Below are 16,978 nucleotides of genomic sequence, written 5' to 3'. Positions count from 1 at the left end.
TTTATAGTTTAGAGTTAGAAACTTAGTTGAACCCCCACCGAAGCAGTCTTAAATGTTGGAACACCCGTTCCGGTACGACTACCGTTATAATTATTCTCATTAAACATAGAATAACCTGTAACAGCTTCCGGATCGATCGGTAAACCTCTCAATTTGTCAAAAGTCAACAAATTTTCGAATGAAACATAAAAGCGTGCTTTAGTCAAATACACTTTTCGAAGTGTAGCAGCCGGAAGTGAATATCCAAACGTAAGGTTTTTCATTCTCAGATAAGCCATATTTAACAAGTAGCGAGATTGTTGTTGCATGTTATATACATTAGCACTACCCGACAGATTAAATGCGCGAGGATAAAATGCATCGGTACGGTCTTCTTTCCAAAAATCGCCTGCAATAGCCTGAGGCATAGCACCATCATTGGAGTTAAAACCGGCAATTGCCAATGGGCCTGCTCCCCAGATATCGCGTTTACCAACTCCCTGGAAGAATACCGACATATCGAACCCTTTGAAATCGGCACCTACACGGAATCCATATTCGTAACGCGGAGTTGAATTACCAATAACAGTAAGGTCACCCATATCTCCTACAGTTCTTGTTCCATCGTTAATTGCTCCATCGCCATTAAGGTCTACATACTTCACATCACCGGGACCAAATTTAAAATTACCTCCTTCAAGCTTAGCTTGATATACAGGATCTTCACCTTTAAGTTTATAAACTGTTTTTTCAACTCCATTTACTTTCACTGTTGTAGTCACCAAGTTACCATTTGCATCAGTCTCGAAATCAGACCATTGATACAACCTATCTGTTTTATAACCATAGATATCACCATAACGTCTTCCGGTAAATTGCTTATCAATAGACCTGTCTTCTTTCGGAAGTAAATAGTCTGCATTTTTAGTAATATAAGTTGTTGCATCTGAGAATGTAGCAAGTCCGTTTATCGACAAGCCATTTGCAAATCTGTGATTAAAATCTACAGCAACTTCCCAACCTCTTGTTCTAAGATTACCATAATTGCCTTGAGGTGCTGGTGTTCCGAATGTATATGGTAAAGCATCTCCTTCAATAATCATATTATTGGTTTTACGCTGAAACCAATCTACCGAAACTCCGATTTTATCTTTCAAAAATCTGAAATCAATACCGATATTTAAGTTTTCGATATCTTGCCAGGTTATATCCGACTGAACGGCTAGAGGATTACGGAACGACTCGAATTGTGTATCTCCATTCAACCAAGTAGTTGTATAGTTAGTTAAGATAGGCACATATAAATTGTTTGGTACAGACTGATCCCCTACCGAACCCCATGAACCTCTCAATTTTGCAAAATTCATTACTGAATTTAAAGATTCCATAAAACGCTCGTTACTAATTACCCAACCTGCCGAAAAAGAAGGGAACCATCTCCATCTCAAATGTGTTGGGAATTTAGAAGAACCATCGTAACGTAAATTACCTTCAAGAAGATATTTATCTTGAAAAGCATAGTTCACACGTCCGAAATATCCTAACTGACTTTCCCAGTATTCTTCACCACTTCCTGTTACAGTACCTGTAGCTAAAGGAAACTGAGGATTATTAAAATTCAGCAAACCTGTTTTCTGAGTCCAGTTTTCAGCATATTTCTTAGTTACACGGTTCATCCCCAACATAAATTTAAATATATGTTCGGTTTCCTTGCCTAATTTCAAATTATAGGTCGAATAGGCATTAATAATACCTTCATCCGTATTTCTCGATTTACGATAGATATTATTCTGAGTATTTCCGGCTCCTCCGGGAGGGTTATATGTAATCAACGATAACTGATATGCAGCCATAGCACCGGGAGTATCACCAGAAACAGGTTGTCCTGCAGTATTTACATAGATCTGATTTCCCTGTGCATCTTTTCTCAAAACAGGAGCAGCAGTACTACCCCAAGCATCTCTTGCCGTAAAGTCAACCAATGCTTTGCTGGTTATATCTTGTTGATTGGCAAAAGTGTAATCAAATTTAAAATCCCAGTTTTTGGTAATATTAACCGTTGCTCCCAGATTTATATTGTGATATATATTTCTGATACTTGCAGTTTTTGTATTACGTATTTCAGCAGTAGGTTCTCTCAAATCTACACCATCTTCTTGAACACCAATCGGAGAAATAGAACTCCAGCGATACATATAATACCAAGGATCGGATGTTGTTGCAGCAGAACCCGGATAACGTTTCGTACGATCTGCAAAAATTGTTCCGGCTCTTACCGTCAAGTATTTATTAATATCGGTAGTAACGTTCGCAGAAGCATTATAACGCTTAAAGTCATCATGTTCTGCCGGTTTAGTCATACCATTTTGAAGCAAATAACCAAGCCCAATGTTATAGCCGGTTTTCCCACTTCTACCATTTACTGATAAATTATGTGTCTGAGCAGGCGCCCACTCTCTAATCATTACCTCATACGGATCATATATACGTACCCCCATATTAGAAGATCCTTGTCTGTACCAGTCACGACCATAAATCATCGGATCTGTTGCCTTTACTGATCCTCCATATTGAGACATCCATTCTTTCGATCTCTCATAGCTATTTCTGTCTACTTTCCAAAATACTCCGGCTGTAGTCGAGCCAATTCTTTCGGCAGCTAGCAAACTATATTCCAAGCCATCAACACCAGCCATATCTATTTTCTTAGCTACATTTTGCCAAGAAAAATTATTCGAGTAAGTCACAGATAAAGATTCGGTTTTAGCACCTCTTTTTGTAGTAATCAGTATAACACCAAATGCAGCTTTAGAACCATAGATCGATGCCGAAGCAGCATCCTTCAAAACTGAAATAGATTCTATATCATCGGGATTTATCATTTGTATACTGGGAACTTCCACATTATCAACCAAAAGTAAAGGAGCCGATGACGATCCTGTCACCAAAGATCCTACTTGTCCACGAATCTTCATGGTAGGATCAGATCCCACCTCTCCACTTGGAATAGTAACCGTAAGACCGGGTACTGCACCTTGCAGTCCACGTCCTACATCGGCAATAGGGCGGCTTCCCAATGTTTCATCTACTCTCACCGAAGAAACAGCACCTGTTAAGTTTTCTTTCTTTTGAAGACCATACCCTACAACTACAACCTCCGACATCATTTTAGAATCTTCGTCTAAAACAACATTCAAAGTCGTTTTGGTAGGAGTAATAGATTGTTGTTTATAACCAATATAAGAAAATACAACAACTGGATTAGAAGTATTAATATTCAGCGAATATTTACCATCAAGATCGGTAACAGTTCCTGATGTTGTGCCTTTAACAACAACACTTACACCTACTAATGGTTCCCCTGCTTTGTCTTTTACAACCCCTTCGACTTTTTGAATTGTTTGTTGTAACTCAAAAGGAGTGTTGGATCCTCCAAGATTAGCTAATACAGGCTGAGTACCCCATATTAAAGCGAAAAAGCAAGAAAATAGCAAAGACAGCCATTTCTTCGACAATAAATTTGTCTTTTTTCTAAATGCATTCATACACTAGTTGATTTAATTTTAATAAAATTATAATTCCTCGATAGCAACATAGAGAAGGTTTATTTAAGGTTTAACTATTTAATGGTTACATACAAAATAAAGTATTTATTAACAATAAAAACAAGTCAATATTAATATATAAAGAAGAATATAGCATTAATACAAACTGATTATTGGAAAAACAAAAAACAATAAAAATCAAAGCATATGGTTAAAAAAAGATATATATAAATATATTCTAAAACCATTATGATCAGACATAAAGATTAATACACAATATATGACACAGGCAATATAATATTAAGCATTATAATTTCTAAACTAATATAGAAATTAAGTACCTCTCAAATGTATAATAAATTTTTGTAACTAAACCTTAAAAAGTAAACAAAGAATAGTCTAGTTAACTTTTATTATATTTCATATATTTATTTTAATACAAACAAAGGAAATAACTACAAAGCATTTATGCAGAGACTATAAGTATATATTAGAATAAATTCTATTTAAGAATAAATTCGTTTAGTAGATAGCATTTATAAGCTACAGGCTCGATAGAGAACAGAGTAAAGATAAAAAAAGAATAACACACAAACCATATAAAAAACTAGCAAACAAACACATACTAAATACACATAAAAAGGATTATCGATTGTCTGCAACTAAAATAAATCAATAATGCTTTAAACAAAATTGTAGAATATTTGTTTAAAATAGTAACAACAAAAAATAATATCGTGTCACTCAAATAGCAGAATAAATAAACTTTAGCATACTCCCTACATATCATGAAACAGAAACTGACAATAATCTGCATTGCCTATATGTTATGCACAGTACAAAACTACGCCTCGGCCACCGAAGTAGAAGCCGACAGCGTAAAAACCATTACTCTAAATGAGGTCATTATAGAAAGTAATAACGACAAGAAATACAGGACTGACAAATTATCCAGCAGCTTAAGGATTCAACAGCAATTACTCGAAACCCCACAAAATATACAACTGATCAGTGCAGAAGTACTGAAAGACCAATTTTCGCTAAATGTAAACGAAAGTATAACCCGTAATGTCAGTGGAGCTTTCAGAGAAGAGCTTCATAACGGAATTTCGGCAGATATTTATATGCGGGGCGGATATATTTCGGCACAACGCAACGGCGTAGATTTACGCCCTTTGTTAAAAGGACCCATTGGCGATGATGTAGCCATAATCGAAAATATTGAGTTTATAAAAGGACCTGCCGGATTTATGAATTCGCTGGGAGATCCTGCCGGTTCGTACAATATCATCACAAAAAAACCGACAGGTATCAATAAGAAAACATTCAGTGTAATACAAGGCAGTTTCGGGCTTATAAGAGCAGAAGCCGATCTCGGGGGAAAATTAGATGACAAAGGCAAACTGTTGTACCGCTTCAATATTATGGGTATGAATAAAAAAGGATTCCTTCAATTCGATAGTAACGAGCGTATTCTGATTGCCCCTTCTCTAAAATATAAGTTTGACGAAAATACTGCACTAACGGTCGAGTATATTTATCAAAGGCTCAACTATATGATGCTTAGTGAAGCACAAATATCACCCAACGGATTTGGTTCGCTTCCGCGAAACTTCAGTATCACCGATCCCAGTTCGAGACCGTATAAAGCCAATGATCATAATGTTTTTGCGAACTTTCAGAAAAAGATAAACAAAAACTGGTCTTTTACCGGACAACTATCGGAAATTAACAGTCAATCGGCAGGAACTATATTCTGGGTTTACGGGAAAAACGAGACCAACCCAAACATCCTTGACAGATATTATGTTTATGATGGCATGAAATACAATATTTTCTCGGCACAAGCTTTCACTCAAGGTAATTTCTCTACAGGAGAAGTAAAACATTCTTTCCTTGCCGGAATCGATTTCAATCACAAACACAACAAAACACAAGATACATGGAACACTGCATCGACTATTTACCCACTGGATATAACAAATCCGGTATATGCAAATGTGATTAACAATAACGGCACAGGTGGAGATTTTGATTCCGAAAACCAGATTAACTCTCCCGAAAATCTAACCGACAGTAAGCTTTACTACACATCGTTTTATGTTATGGATGAAATTGGTTTACTACATAACAAACTTAAAATTAACGGAGGGATACGGTTAACTCAATTTGAGGCCGACTTTAATCAATACGGAGAAAAAACCGATGCTTCGGATTGGATACTCACTCCTAGAATAGGAGCTAATTATCTGATCACAAAATCATTCAGCATCTACGGATTATATGACAATTCGTTTATACCGCAAGCAGGTATCGATTATCAGAAAAATCCGCTAAAACCTATTCGAGGCAAGAGTTTCGAAGCCGGACTGAAAAAGGATTGGAACAACAAGGCACTGAATACAACGCTCTCGGTTTACCATATTACCCGCAGTCAAAACATAGTGAAAGACCCCGTTAATAATGATATTTATCAATCGGGTGAAAACGAATCGAAAGGGATAGAGTTTGACCTCAGAGGGCAAATCGCAAAAGGTCTAAATGTCATAATAAATTACGCATACACGGACTCGAAAATTACGAAAGACGACAAAAATCCGGCTTTGGTAGGCATGCCTACTCCAAACCGCATCAGGCATATACAAAACACTTGGCTCGATTATGCACTGCCATTCAAAAAAGTAAAGGGTTTTAGCCTGTCTTTGGGATACCAATACATGGCTGGCAGAGCCGAAAGATTTACATCAAGTGATCCTCAGGATCTAAAAGACTTTTTCAGACTGGATGGAGGTGTATCGTATACCAAAAGAAAATTCAGTATCAACCTTATGGTAAATAACATTTTGGATAGCCACCAGTATTCGACGGCATGGAAAAGAAATGACATGTATTATTGGGTGCAATTGCCACCGGTAAATTATCGCTGTTCGATTACCCTAAACTTATAATTGAAGGTATAGTTTATCAATATGGGAAACTACAGTTAAAAAGTAACATTAAAAACACTCTCTTTTATAGAATATTATGCGTCTACTTTATTTACTCATAGGAATGATCTTCGTAACGAGTTGCAGCAACTCTACCGACAAAAGATCCGAAAATACCAAAGAAATATCGGTTACCGATATTCAGGGAAATGAAATACATATCTCTAAACCTGCCGAACGCATAGTATGCCTGTTCGACCCATCGGTAGATGTTATATACATGCTTCAAGCACAACATAGGCTGGTAGGTATTCCGGCTGAAACTTATTTCGATAACGAATTATACGACTATTACAAGCATATCGACTCACGCATTCTAAACAAACAACTGGCAACACCGGGCAGCAACGAGCTTGCCAATTTAGAAAGCATCATACAACTAAATCCCGATTTGGTTATTGCCCAGCAATTACCTGAAAGTATTGTAAGAACGCTTCAACAAATGAATATACCTGTATATATTGCAGCGGCTGCCAGATACGATGATCTCAAAAAGGAAATGAAAGATATTTCGCTCCTTATCGGAAAAGAAGAGAGAGGCAAACAGTTAATAACCTATGCCGAGAATAAAATAAAAGAACTGGATGAACGTACTTCTTCCAAAAAAGACTCACTTCCAAAAACTGTATATTTCACATGGGCTAACGGTCGCATTTTTTCGACCACAGGACGCAACAGCATGATGAACGATTGCCTCGATTTAGCAGGCGTAGAAAATGTTTGCCCATCGGAAATAGATAAACCGAACATTAATCCCGAAACACTTATCGAATGGAATCCGGATATGATTGTTATGTGGAACGATAGCCCCGATTTATTTTATAATAAAAAGGAGTTGAATGGGATAACGGCTATACAACAAAAGCAGATTCATAACCTGATACCGATGTTTTTTTACAATCCTCATACATTCAAATCACTCTGTGCAGCAGTAGCAATTAACAATTGGGCTTACGGCTCGGAGGATAAGGATAGTAAAGAAGAAACCAAAGAAATACTGCTAGAGCTTTATGGTGAAAATACAGGAACTGAACTCATAAAATATTTATAATGATTACAGAAATAGCAAAATACTGGGACAAACAGAGTTCCATCTGGCGGGAGGAGAAACAAGAGGCTTGGACTCTTCCAGAAACACAATATTGGTTAAATCACTTCAAATCGCTTCTCCCAAAACTATCGGGAAACAAAGTATTGGAAGTCGGCACAGCATCAGGATATTTTGCCAATATATTATACTTGGCAGGATATGAAGTCACGGCCGTTGACCTCTCCCCTAATATGATTGACGAAGCTAAGTCGGTTTCCGATAATTTAGGAACTAACATTCATTACCGGATAATGGATGCACAGGATTTACAATTCCCGAAAGATAGTTTCGATTTAGTCTTTACAAGATTAATGACATGGACAACTCCCGATGTGGAAAAATTTTACACGGAAAGTTTCAGAGTATTAAAATCGGGAGGAATGCTTCTCAACTTCGACGGTGATTTCGGAGATATGCAATTCAGTCAAGAAGGGCACGAAAAATATCCTGCAGGAATCATGGAGCAAGCCAATGTGATCAAAAGCAAGTTAGATATCAGCAAGCACAGCCGTCCTCAAAGGGATATTGAACTGCTCGAAAAAGTGGGTTTCCAACAAATAACAGTTGACACAGAAGCACAAAACCGAATTTTGCGCCAGCCGGAAGTTGCTTCGTCATTATTTCAATTGACGGCTTTTAAACCCTAATATAAATTACCGTATAAATACACGATCTCTTGAATAAAAAAATTGCAAATATATTATGCTTCGGCTTACCTCTGCCCATGCTGATTATATCCTTATTTATAGGGTCGTCGGCACAAGTCAACGCGTTTGATTATCTGCCACTATTATATAAAAAAATCATGGACATCGGCTTGAACTTGGACGAAGCTGCACGTTATCAGATGATCTCAAATATACTTATCAATGTAAGGATGCCACGTATTTTGCTGACTTTTCTGGTGGGTGCTGCCCTTTCGACATCAGGTGCTGTATTACAGGGAATTTTTCGTAATCCGTTGGTCGATTCGTATATCTTAGGTATTTCGTCGGGAGCAGCTTTCGGAGCATCATTGGCAATTCTATATTCACTGGATTTAGTAAACACGTCTGCATTTATAGCAGGTTCACTGGCGGTTATTCTGACTTATCTGATTGCCGGTTCCAATAAACAAATGTCGACCATATCTATTGTCCTTTCGGGAATGATTATTTCGGGAGTCTTCATGGCTCTGCTCACTGTTGTGCAATATATCAGCAACCCCTATAAATTGCAAGCCATTGTACAATGGACTATGGGAAACCTGCATGCTGCATCGTGGATCGAGCTTAAACGGGCTTTTCTTCCGATACTGATTTCAATAGTTATTGTTTACCTGTACCGATGGCGGATTAACCTGCTGGCACTGGGCGATGATGCTGCCAAATCGGTAGGAGTAAATCCGTCTTTCGACAAACTTATTTTAATCGTATGTGCCACACTGATGACCACTACAACCGTTGCTGTAGCAGGAATCATTAGCTTTTATGGTTTGTTCCTGCCTCACATAGTCAGAATGTTATTGGGCTCCGACAATAGTAAGTCTATCCCCGGAAATATTTTTCTGGGTGGTAGTTTTCTTCTGTTGATTGACAACTTATCGCGTGCCTTATTTGTTTTTGAAGTACCCATCGGTATTTTCACCACAATTTTGGGCGGTGCTTTCTTTGTTTTTTTAATGCGAAAAAATAAATTGAATTGGAATTGACAATGAACGCTATACAAATAAAAAACCTGCATTACGCATACGGCGACAAATGCATACTAAAAGAGGTTAATGCTGTATTTCCGGAAAATAAGTTTTCGGTATTACTGGGAATCAACGGAGGTGGAAAATCAACCCTGTTTAAAATCATAGCCGGATTATTGCAAGATTACAAGGGAAGCATCAGTATTTGCGGCAGGGAAATTAACAAGCTTCGTTTCAAAGACAGAGCATCTTTGATAGGCTTTCTGCCACAATTTACCCAATCGGTATTTTCGTTTACCGTAGAAGAAATTTTACTGACAGGTCGAACTGCTTTTTCGGGTTTTGCTCCTAAAAAAGAAGACCGTGAGCTGACTCACAGAATTCTGGAGGATTTATCGATCACCCACTTAAGGCATAAACCATACACTCAGTTATCAGGAGGTGAGCAACAGATAGTAATGATAGGGCGTCTGCTAATGCAGAACCCTAAGATTTTGCTTTTAGATGAACCCACCAATCATTTGGATGTATATTATCAGCATTATCTAATGGAAAAACTGAAAGAATACTCCGAAAATAATTTCACCGTTGTCGCCATTATGCACAACCCTACTCTGGCCTTTCAGCATGCCGATCACTTTTGCTATTTACACGATGGCTGCATACATACACCAAATAATCCGGCAGAAGCAAACATTAACTTATTGGAAAAAGTATATAATATGAGCTTCATCGAATTTGTGAGGGATAATAAAAAATTTATGTTGCCTTTTGGTGAAATTGGCTAACCAACTTATTTAAAGTATTGCATTTACGACACATTATTAATTAAAACCGAAAAAGATGAAAGTAGTTCGATTTGGGGTATCCGTAGAAAAAGAAGTATTGGATTTATTAGATAACTACATAGAAGATAATAAATTTCCAAACCGTTCGCAAGCCATCCGCCATTTGATTAAGAAGGTAGAGATCGAAAGCCGAAGAAATTCTGATAAGATTGTAGGTGGCTCTATCACTTTGTCATTTGACCACCACAAAAGGGAGTTATTGGATAAAATAACAGAGATACAACATAAGTTTCATCATGTAATTTTATGTTCGCAACACATTCATCTCGATCATGATATGTGCATGGAAATAATTGCATTAAAAGGTCAGGCTTCTGCTCTAAAAGAATTAGCTGACGAACTCACCGCTGTTAAAGGTATCATTCATGGCGATTTAACCATTACCATGATTTCATAAAGCAAAAAACATCATAGTATTCAGAAATTCAATACTATGATGTTTTTTAATTATTGTATCTTCTTCAATCTACTTTAATAGTAATTTTTGCTGACGTTAATCCTTTTGCTTGAGCTTCAAATACTAACTCGCCTGCTTCTTCGCCTGCTTGAACAATAGAAGTCAATTGCCCATTGAAAAGAGGCATTTGAGGCAGATGAAACAAATCGAGACTCGTAGGGTCTCCATTTGCCGAAGCTCTGTACTTTCCATCTCCTGCTACTGAGAATTTAATTAGTCTCTGATCATTAGGACATAGATTTCCGTCTTTGTCAACTACACGAACATTTATATAAGCCAGATCTTTCCCATCTGCTGATAGTTGAGTTCTGTCGGCAATCAGTTCTATATGATGCGGTTTACCTGCTGTGCGGATTGTTTTTTCTCCCACAGCTTTTCCCTGAGCATCATAAGCTATCACTTTTACTTCACCGGGTTCGTAAACAGCATCCATCCACATTAAACGATAACGGCTTTGTAGCGAAGAATTATTCTTGGTTTGCTTGCCATAGCTTTTGCCATTGATAAATAATTCGGCAGTGGGATAATTGGTATATACAAACACGGGCGTTTTTTGTCCTTCACGTCCTTCCCAATTCCAATGAGGCAGAATATGAAGTGTATTATCATTCTTGTTCCAGATACTTCTGTACAAATAATATCTGTCCTTAGGTATGCTTGCCAAATCTATAATTCCGAACATCGAGCTATGGTTAGGCCATGCGTCTGTATCGTAAGGGGAAGGTTCTCCCAAATAATCGAATCCTGTCCATACAAATTGCCCCATAGTCCAATCGTGATCGTCTGCCAAAGCTAAATCATCATCGGGCAAATTAGACCAATCGCAATATTCGAAATCATAAGACGACGATTGATGATCATCATATACAGCATTGGCTTTTTTCTCCACAGGAAATTTGTATACTCCACGTGAACTCACGGTTGATGATGTTTCGGTGCCAAGCACCAGGTTTTGTGGCAACTTATTGTATGCTTCCTCATAACGATGTACTCTATAATTAAATCCCGGAACATCCAGCATGGCTGCAAAGCCATTATTAAGGACACAAGTTACCTGATCCATTCCACAAGTAACAGGACGGGTAGGATCTTCACGATGGCAGATATCTTGCAGAAAGGAGGCTACTTTATAACCTTCAGGGCTACATTGTGTAGGAACTTCATTTCCAATACTCCACATAACTACGCTCGCATTGTTTCGATAGTTACGAATCATGTTTACCATGTCTTTTTCTGCCCACTCATCGAAAAAGCGATGATATCCATTGGCACATTTGGCAATATCCCATTCGTCAAAAGGCTCTATCATCATCATAAAGCCCATTTCGTCACAAAGCTCAACTAATTCGGGAGCCGGCATATTATGTGCTGTGCGAATGGCATCGCAACCCATATCTTTAAGCATAGTCAATTGTCGACGAAGTGCTGCCACATTGATAGCTGCACCTAATGGTCCTAAATCGTGATGATTACATACTCCCTGAAACTTTCGTTTTTTACCATTCAGAAAGAATCCTTTATCTGCAATCAGTTTGATATCTCTGATACCGAAACGTGTTGTGTATTGATCGACCTTATTATCTTTTACATAAACGGTTGATACTGCTTTATAAAGATAAGGTGTTTCGGGCGACCAAAGATTCGGATTATTGACTATAAAATTCTGCTCGAAAGGTTTTCCATGATTGATTTTTAAAGTGTTATCCTTAGTTGCTACCACTTTGTTATCAGCATCCAATATCTCGGTTACTATTCGCACATCATTATTATCGGAGTTTTCGATTTCGGTTTTCAACTTAACCGAAGCATATTCTTCCGATACAAAAGGTGTGGTAATATAAGTACCCCAAACAGGTATATGCACCTCATCGGTAACAACAACATGTACATTTCGATACAATCCTGCTCCGGGATACCATCGTGACGATTGTGGCTTATTTTCTAAACGTACCGCTAGAATATTGTCTTTGCCATCGGCATTCAACAAGTCGGTCACATCGCAATGAAACGAATTGTATCCCAATGGCCAGAAGCATGCTTCTTTACCATTTACATACACTCTGGCTTCACTCATTGCCCCATCGAAAAGAAGCGAAACCCGTTTTTCTCCTTTTTTGAAATGATCCACATTGAATGTATTTCGATACCAGCCTATACCTACATAAGGCAGTCCGCCTGTACGACCTGTTTTTATAGTGGCTTTGGTTTCTCCATTCTGAGTGACAGCTACCTCCTGTAAATCGTGCTTACGATCGAAAGGTCCGTATATTGCCCAATCGTGAGGAACTGTAACCGATTGCCAGCTTTTATCATTGAAATTATTTTGTATGGCATCAGGATAATCTCCCTTACTGAATTTCCAGTTTTTTTCCAATAAAAACTCTTCCCTTGCTGTTTGTGCTTGCAGCACCGCAACGCAAAATAAGACTAAAAGGGATAAAGTTATTTTCTTCATAATATTGTGTTTAATGAATTTTTCAAAATATCCAGTAGGAACGTATTGCATACGCCCCTACATTTTTATCGGAATGCGTCTAATGCAATGGTTGGCTTGCCTTCGTCATCAAATGCACCGAGCGTATATGATTGCCAACCGCCATAGGCTTGAGGTTCCCAATAGAATACACCCAATCCTTTATCGTTAGGTAATGATTTGGTTTTAGCAATAAGATCCGTGAGGAATTCTTTTGAAGCCTCGGCTTCATCCCAACTCATACCTACTTCGCAAATCATAATTTCAGAACCGTATCTGCTTATCATATCTGTCATATTAGCGAGGCAACTGTTATTCATATCTTTCCAGTTTTCGGCAGTCGGATAAAGCGACATTCCAATGACATCCCATTTACCTCCGTTTGCTTTCAGTCCGTCAAATAACCATCTGAATAAACCGTTATCCTGTCCATTTTGAAGGTGTACAATTACTTTCGTATTGGGAAAAATTGCCTTCACAGCATCATATCCCGCATTTGTGAGTTCGGCATATCCTTTCATATTTATATCGGCTTTGCCACCATTCCATAACATGCCATTGCCTGTTTCGTTACCAACCTGTACCCATTCAGGAGTTATTCCGTTCGATTTAAGGGTGCTTAAAACTTCGGTTGTATGAGCTGTTACCGCTTTTTTCAAATCGTCAAAGCTCAAGTCTGCCCAATCAGCAGGCTTAATTTGTTTCGAAGGGTCTGCCCACGTATCGCTATAATGAAAATCGACCATAATACGCATGCCCAGATTTTTAGCTCTGTATGCTTTTACCAAAAGATCGTCGGTATCACACCAGCCATCCACAGGATTTACCCATACTCGAAGACGGATAGAGTTTGTACCCAAGCTTTTTAAAAGCTTTATACCTTCCATTTCGGCTCCTGCTGCATTATAGAATTTTTTACCCGATGCTTCCATTTCGGTAATCCAACTAACATCGGCTCCTTTGGCAAAAGTATCGGTTGATGGGTCGGGAGTAGACGATCCGTTATTATCGTCACTGCACGAAACAAATCCGACTAGTGCACACAAACCGAATCCTACTATTATTTTGTTTATTGATAATTTCATAGCTAAATATATTAGGAGGGTGACTTTGTGTAAAACCGCCCTCCGGGGTTTTACTTTATTGTATAAGTATATTTCTCAGGATTACTCAAGTCCATAGTAATGGTATAAGTACCCGGTTCATTGATTACTATATTGGCTCCGCCGAGAGTCAATTCTCCATTCTTATTATCATCGCCGTATGCCATTGCCCAATCTCCATTTGCCAATATTTGGATACCGTACAAAGTAGTGGTAATATTACAAGTGACAGTCCAGAGTTTTTTAGCAGAATCATACGTCATCGCATTGACAGTCGGATTCCATCCGTTAAATTCGCCTGTAACATAAAAGCCTGTGATTGCTGTTTTACTCCACTTCATGGCATTGGTATTTGCTTTAATAAGGAAATAGCCTCCTTCTTCGAACCAGATATTCCATTGGTCTTTACTATCATCAAGAGCATAAAGGTCAGTCGGAGACGATCCATAGGTAATACCCGAAGTGCTACTCATTTCGGTAGTGAACTTAAAGTTATTCCATTGAGCTGCTTCCACAAAGCCTTCGTACTCACCGTTTCCGGCACGAGAACATACTTTAGTTGTATATTTGTCCCATCCACCACTCAAATCTCCCGGCATGTATAAAAATGCAATTTCCTCGTAAGGAGTAACTGTCAATTCAATTACATTACTGAATAACGATTGTGTATTGGCTGCAATAGAAGATTTTAGCCGTATAAAAATAGTAGCAGCCTTACCTGTTTCCAAACCCAGACTCAACGCCAAAGAGTTAAGCGCTTTACCTGTGTATGATTTAGAACTGGATGTTTCTACCACCTCTTTCACTTCGCTAAATGTATTTTGAGTAGAAAACTGAAGTGTAGTCGTCAATGCTGTTGCCGAAATACCATATCTTTCTGAATAGGTATTCTGCAATTGCCCTGCATCCCACATCAATGAAAAGACTAATTTCCCACTATTTTCATTCGATAATACAACATTAGTTGCAGTTGCTTTCAATTCGGCTTCCTGAAAGCCCGAAAGTACAACTCGATCTCCGTCATTCTCGCAGGACGTACCCAATAAAGTAGCCAACAATAAGAATATATATAAATTTAAAGATTTCATAATTTTCAATTTAAGCTCACAGAGCTATTTATTACTTATTAAAAATATAGTCCAAGACCTTAATAGCCGTCATTCTGTATCAGATTAGGATTTGCTGCCAAATCTGCTACAGGCAGAGGGAATAGATTGTACTTATTATCAGTAGCTTTTCCATCCCGTATTCCACCTTTCCATTGCCAGATATAAGAAGAACCTGTGAACTTCCCAAAACGTATAAGGTCGGTTCTACGTGTACATTCCCAAAACAATTCACGACCTCTTTCTGCCAGAATAAAATTAAGAGTCAGATCATCAGAGGTTATATTTCCCGAATCGTTTCCATAAGCTCTTTTTCGTATCAGGTTGATATAATCTAGAGCCTGAGCTTTACTTCCGCCTGTTCCGCCTCTTACTACAGCCTCAGCATACATCAAATATACATCTGCCAGACGAATCATCGGAAAATTCGTATCCACCAATCCTTCGGCAAAGTTCGAGCCGTTTTGTCCTGTCGATGTTTTATTGACAAACTTCACAATCGAATATCCTTGTGTTTGAATAGTCGGATCATCAATATCTAATGTCTGCCCTTCTGTAAAGAATGCACCTCGTTTATCGGTCTTGCCAGTTACATCATTAAACAAGCCCACAAATTCTTTACGGGTACGGATACTTCCCCAACCCGATTGCACTCCATAATCGGAAGCAACCATAGCTCCTACGATAGGTCCCGAAACCAGATAAGTAGTCGATCCCCATGTAGTTGTTTTTTGCCCGTCCGCTTGTATCGGATAAATAATTTCATTTGTTCTCAGATTGTTATCTGCTTTAAAGAGGTTAGCATAAGTAGGTTCCAAGCTATATCCTCCGGCAATCACTTTAGAGGCATAGATTATACACTCGGTATTTTTATCCGTACCTATATACACTTTTGCATTCAGATACAATTTTGCCAATAACCACCATGCAGCTGCACGGCTTACTCTACCAAATTCATTTTGCAGAGGTTCGGGTAATTGAGTTTCGATATCTTTCAATTCAGATTCTATATACTCAAACAGTTCCGCTCTTGTTTTACGTGGAGGAAAAAACGCTCCTACAGGATCGGCTTCTGTTACAAATGGAACATTGCCATAAAAATCCAAAGCATGATAATAAACTAATGCTCTCAGGAATCGGGCTTCGGCTCGATATTTTCGTATCTCCACTTTATCAGCTTCCGCAAATCCTGATATTCTACTTTCGGTAGCATTACGCAGAAATTCGTTACACAATGCTACTGTATAATAAATGCGGTAGTACATTGCTCCCGTCCATTCGTCAGAAGAGTTCCACGACATAAATTGCACATTATTCAGAGCATCGCCCCCACCCCATGTATAAATAGCTTCGTCGGTAGGCAATTCCTGCAAATTGAAATAAATACGCATATATCCTCTGTAGGTTTGCCCTCCGAGATCAGTATTCGCATCTCCTTTTTCTTGTCCTGCTATAGCTAGCGAAGCATATAGTTTGGCTAGTACCTGTCTGATTCCTTCGGGTGTGCTATAAACCGTTTCGGAGGTTTCCTCTATTCGGGGAATCTGATTCAGATCGTCGAGGCATGATGAGAACAAACCTAGTGCCATCACCATCATACTTATATATAATAATTTTATCTTTTTCATTTCTTCAGCTTTTGATTGATTAAGTATTAGAAAGTATTTAATGATATACTTTTAATTCATAACAGGCTCCGGTCGTTTCACTTACCAAAG

At 38.3% G+C, this 16,978-nt stretch carries 11 protein-coding genes; 6 read left to right on the top strand and 5 right to left on the bottom strand.

Going from position 1 to position 16,978, the window contains the following annotated elements; translation table 11 throughout:
- Positions 1–14: 14 nt before the first annotated feature.
- Complete coding sequence (locus G7051_RS14425) at positions 15–3,524, bottom strand: TonB-dependent receptor (RefSeq protein ID WP_166201319.1); 3,510 nt, start codon at positions 3,522–3,524, stop codon at positions 15–17.
- 788 nt (positions 3,525–4,312) lie between these two features.
- On the opposite strand from G7051_RS14425, the gene G7051_RS14420 reads away from it, so the two are divergent.
- The 6 genes from G7051_RS14420 to nikR all read left to right on the top strand — a co-directional run bounded on the left by G7051_RS14420 (position 4,313) and on the right by nikR (position 10,518).
- A complete protein-coding gene (locus G7051_RS14420; RefSeq protein WP_166201317.1) occupies positions 4,313–6,472 on the top strand; it encodes a TonB-dependent siderophore receptor in 2,160 nt (719 codons plus the stop codon).
- Positions 6,473–6,548: 76 nt separating this feature from the next.
- Positions 6,549–7,562, top strand: coding sequence for an ABC transporter substrate-binding protein (locus G7051_RS14415; RefSeq protein WP_221412911.1), 1,014 nt, complete (start codon positions 6,549–6,551; stop codon positions 7,560–7,562).
- Positions 7,562–8,248: a class I SAM-dependent methyltransferase gene (locus tag G7051_RS14410; RefSeq protein WP_166201315.1), complete on the top strand. Its 687-nt coding sequence runs from the start codon at positions 7,562–7,564 to the stop codon at positions 8,246–8,248. Before G7051_RS14415 ends, G7051_RS14410 begins: the two co-directional genes overlap by 1 nt.
- Positions 8,249–8,277: 29 nt before the next feature.
- A complete protein-coding gene (locus G7051_RS14405; protein WP_221412910.1) occupies positions 8,278–9,291 on the top strand; it encodes an iron ABC transporter permease in 1,014 nt (337 codons plus the stop codon).
- A 2-nt stretch (positions 9,292–9,293) separates the two neighbouring features.
- Entirely contained in the window at positions 9,294–10,061 is a 768-nt protein-coding gene (locus tag G7051_RS14400; protein WP_166201313.1) for an ABC transporter ATP-binding protein, read from the top strand.
- Between the two features lie 55 nt (positions 10,062–10,116).
- Entirely contained in the window at positions 10,117–10,518 is a 402-nt protein-coding gene (gene nikR, locus G7051_RS14395) for a nickel-responsive transcriptional regulator NikR (RefSeq protein WP_166116513.1), read from the top strand.
- A 64-nt stretch (positions 10,519–10,582) separates the two neighbouring features.
- Here nikR and G7051_RS14390 read toward each other — a convergent pair whose 3' ends face one another.
- The 4 genes from G7051_RS14390 to G7051_RS14375 all read right to left on the bottom strand — a co-directional run bounded on the left by G7051_RS14390 (position 10,583) and on the right by G7051_RS14375 (position 16,888).
- Positions 10,583–13,033, bottom strand: coding sequence for a glycoside hydrolase family 2 TIM barrel-domain containing protein (locus G7051_RS14390; protein WP_166201311.1), 2,451 nt, complete (start codon positions 13,031–13,033; stop codon positions 10,583–10,585).
- Positions 13,034–13,098: 65 nt separating this feature from the next.
- Positions 13,099–14,136 carry a glycosyl hydrolase 53 family protein gene (locus tag G7051_RS14385; RefSeq protein WP_166201309.1) on the bottom strand — a complete coding sequence of 346 codons (1,038 nt, stop codon included), beginning with the start codon at positions 14,134–14,136 and terminating at the stop codon, positions 13,099–13,101.
- A gap of 50 nt (positions 14,137–14,186) precedes the next feature.
- Positions 14,187–15,242 carry a SusE domain-containing protein gene (locus tag G7051_RS14380; protein ID WP_166201307.1) on the bottom strand — a complete coding sequence of 352 codons (1,056 nt, stop codon included), beginning with the start codon at positions 15,240–15,242 and terminating at the stop codon, positions 14,187–14,189.
- 59 nt (positions 15,243–15,301) lie between these two features.
- Positions 15,302–16,888, bottom strand: a complete 1,587-nt coding sequence (locus tag G7051_RS14375) for a RagB/SusD family nutrient uptake outer membrane protein (protein WP_166201305.1) — start codon at positions 16,886–16,888, stop codon at positions 15,302–15,304.
- Positions 16,889–16,978: the final 90 nt, after the last annotated feature.

The organism is Dysgonomonas sp. HDW5B (assembly GCF_011299335.1).
In the GTDB taxonomy this organism is placed as follows: domain Bacteria; phylum Bacteroidota; class Bacteroidia; order Bacteroidales; family Dysgonomonadaceae; genus Dysgonomonas_A.
The sequence above is the reverse complement of the archived record's forward strand: the minus strand, read 5'-3'. Positions and strand labels throughout refer to the sequence as shown.

Excerpts from the sequence above, each read along its gene's own strand:
- G7051_RS14410 (WP_166201315.1), top strand. The coding sequence starts at position 7,562 with ATGATTACAGAAATAGCAAAATACTGGGACAAACAGAGTTCCATCTGG.
- G7051_RS14420 (WP_166201317.1), top strand. The coding sequence starts at position 4,313 with ATGAAACAGAAACTGACAATAATCTGCATTGCCTATATGTTATGCACA.
- G7051_RS14400 (WP_166201313.1), top strand. The coding sequence starts at position 9,294 with ATGAACGCTATACAAATAAAAAACCTGCATTACGCATACGGCGACAAA.
- G7051_RS14390 (WP_166201311.1), bottom strand. The coding sequence starts at position 13,033 with ATGAAGAAAATAACTTTATCCCTTTTAGTCTTATTTTGCGTTGCGGTG.
- G7051_RS14375 (WP_166201305.1), bottom strand. The coding sequence starts at position 16,888 with ATGAAAAAGATAAAATTATTATATATAAGTATGATGGTGATGGCACTA.
- G7051_RS14415 (WP_221412911.1), top strand. The coding sequence starts at position 6,549 with ATGCGTCTACTTTATTTACTCATAGGAATGATCTTCGTAACGAGTTGC.
- G7051_RS14425 (WP_166201319.1), bottom strand. The coding sequence starts at position 3,524 with ATGAATGCATTTAGAAAAAAGACAAATTTATTGTCGAAGAAATGGCTG.
- G7051_RS14380 (WP_166201307.1), bottom strand. The coding sequence starts at position 15,242 with ATGAAATCTTTAAATTTATATATATTCTTATTGTTGGCTACTTTATTG.
- G7051_RS14385 (WP_166201309.1), bottom strand. The coding sequence starts at position 14,136 with ATGAAATTATCAATAAACAAAATAATAGTAGGATTCGGTTTGTGTGCA.
- nikR (WP_166116513.1), top strand. The coding sequence starts at position 10,117 with ATGAAAGTAGTTCGATTTGGGGTATCCGTAGAAAAAGAAGTATTGGAT.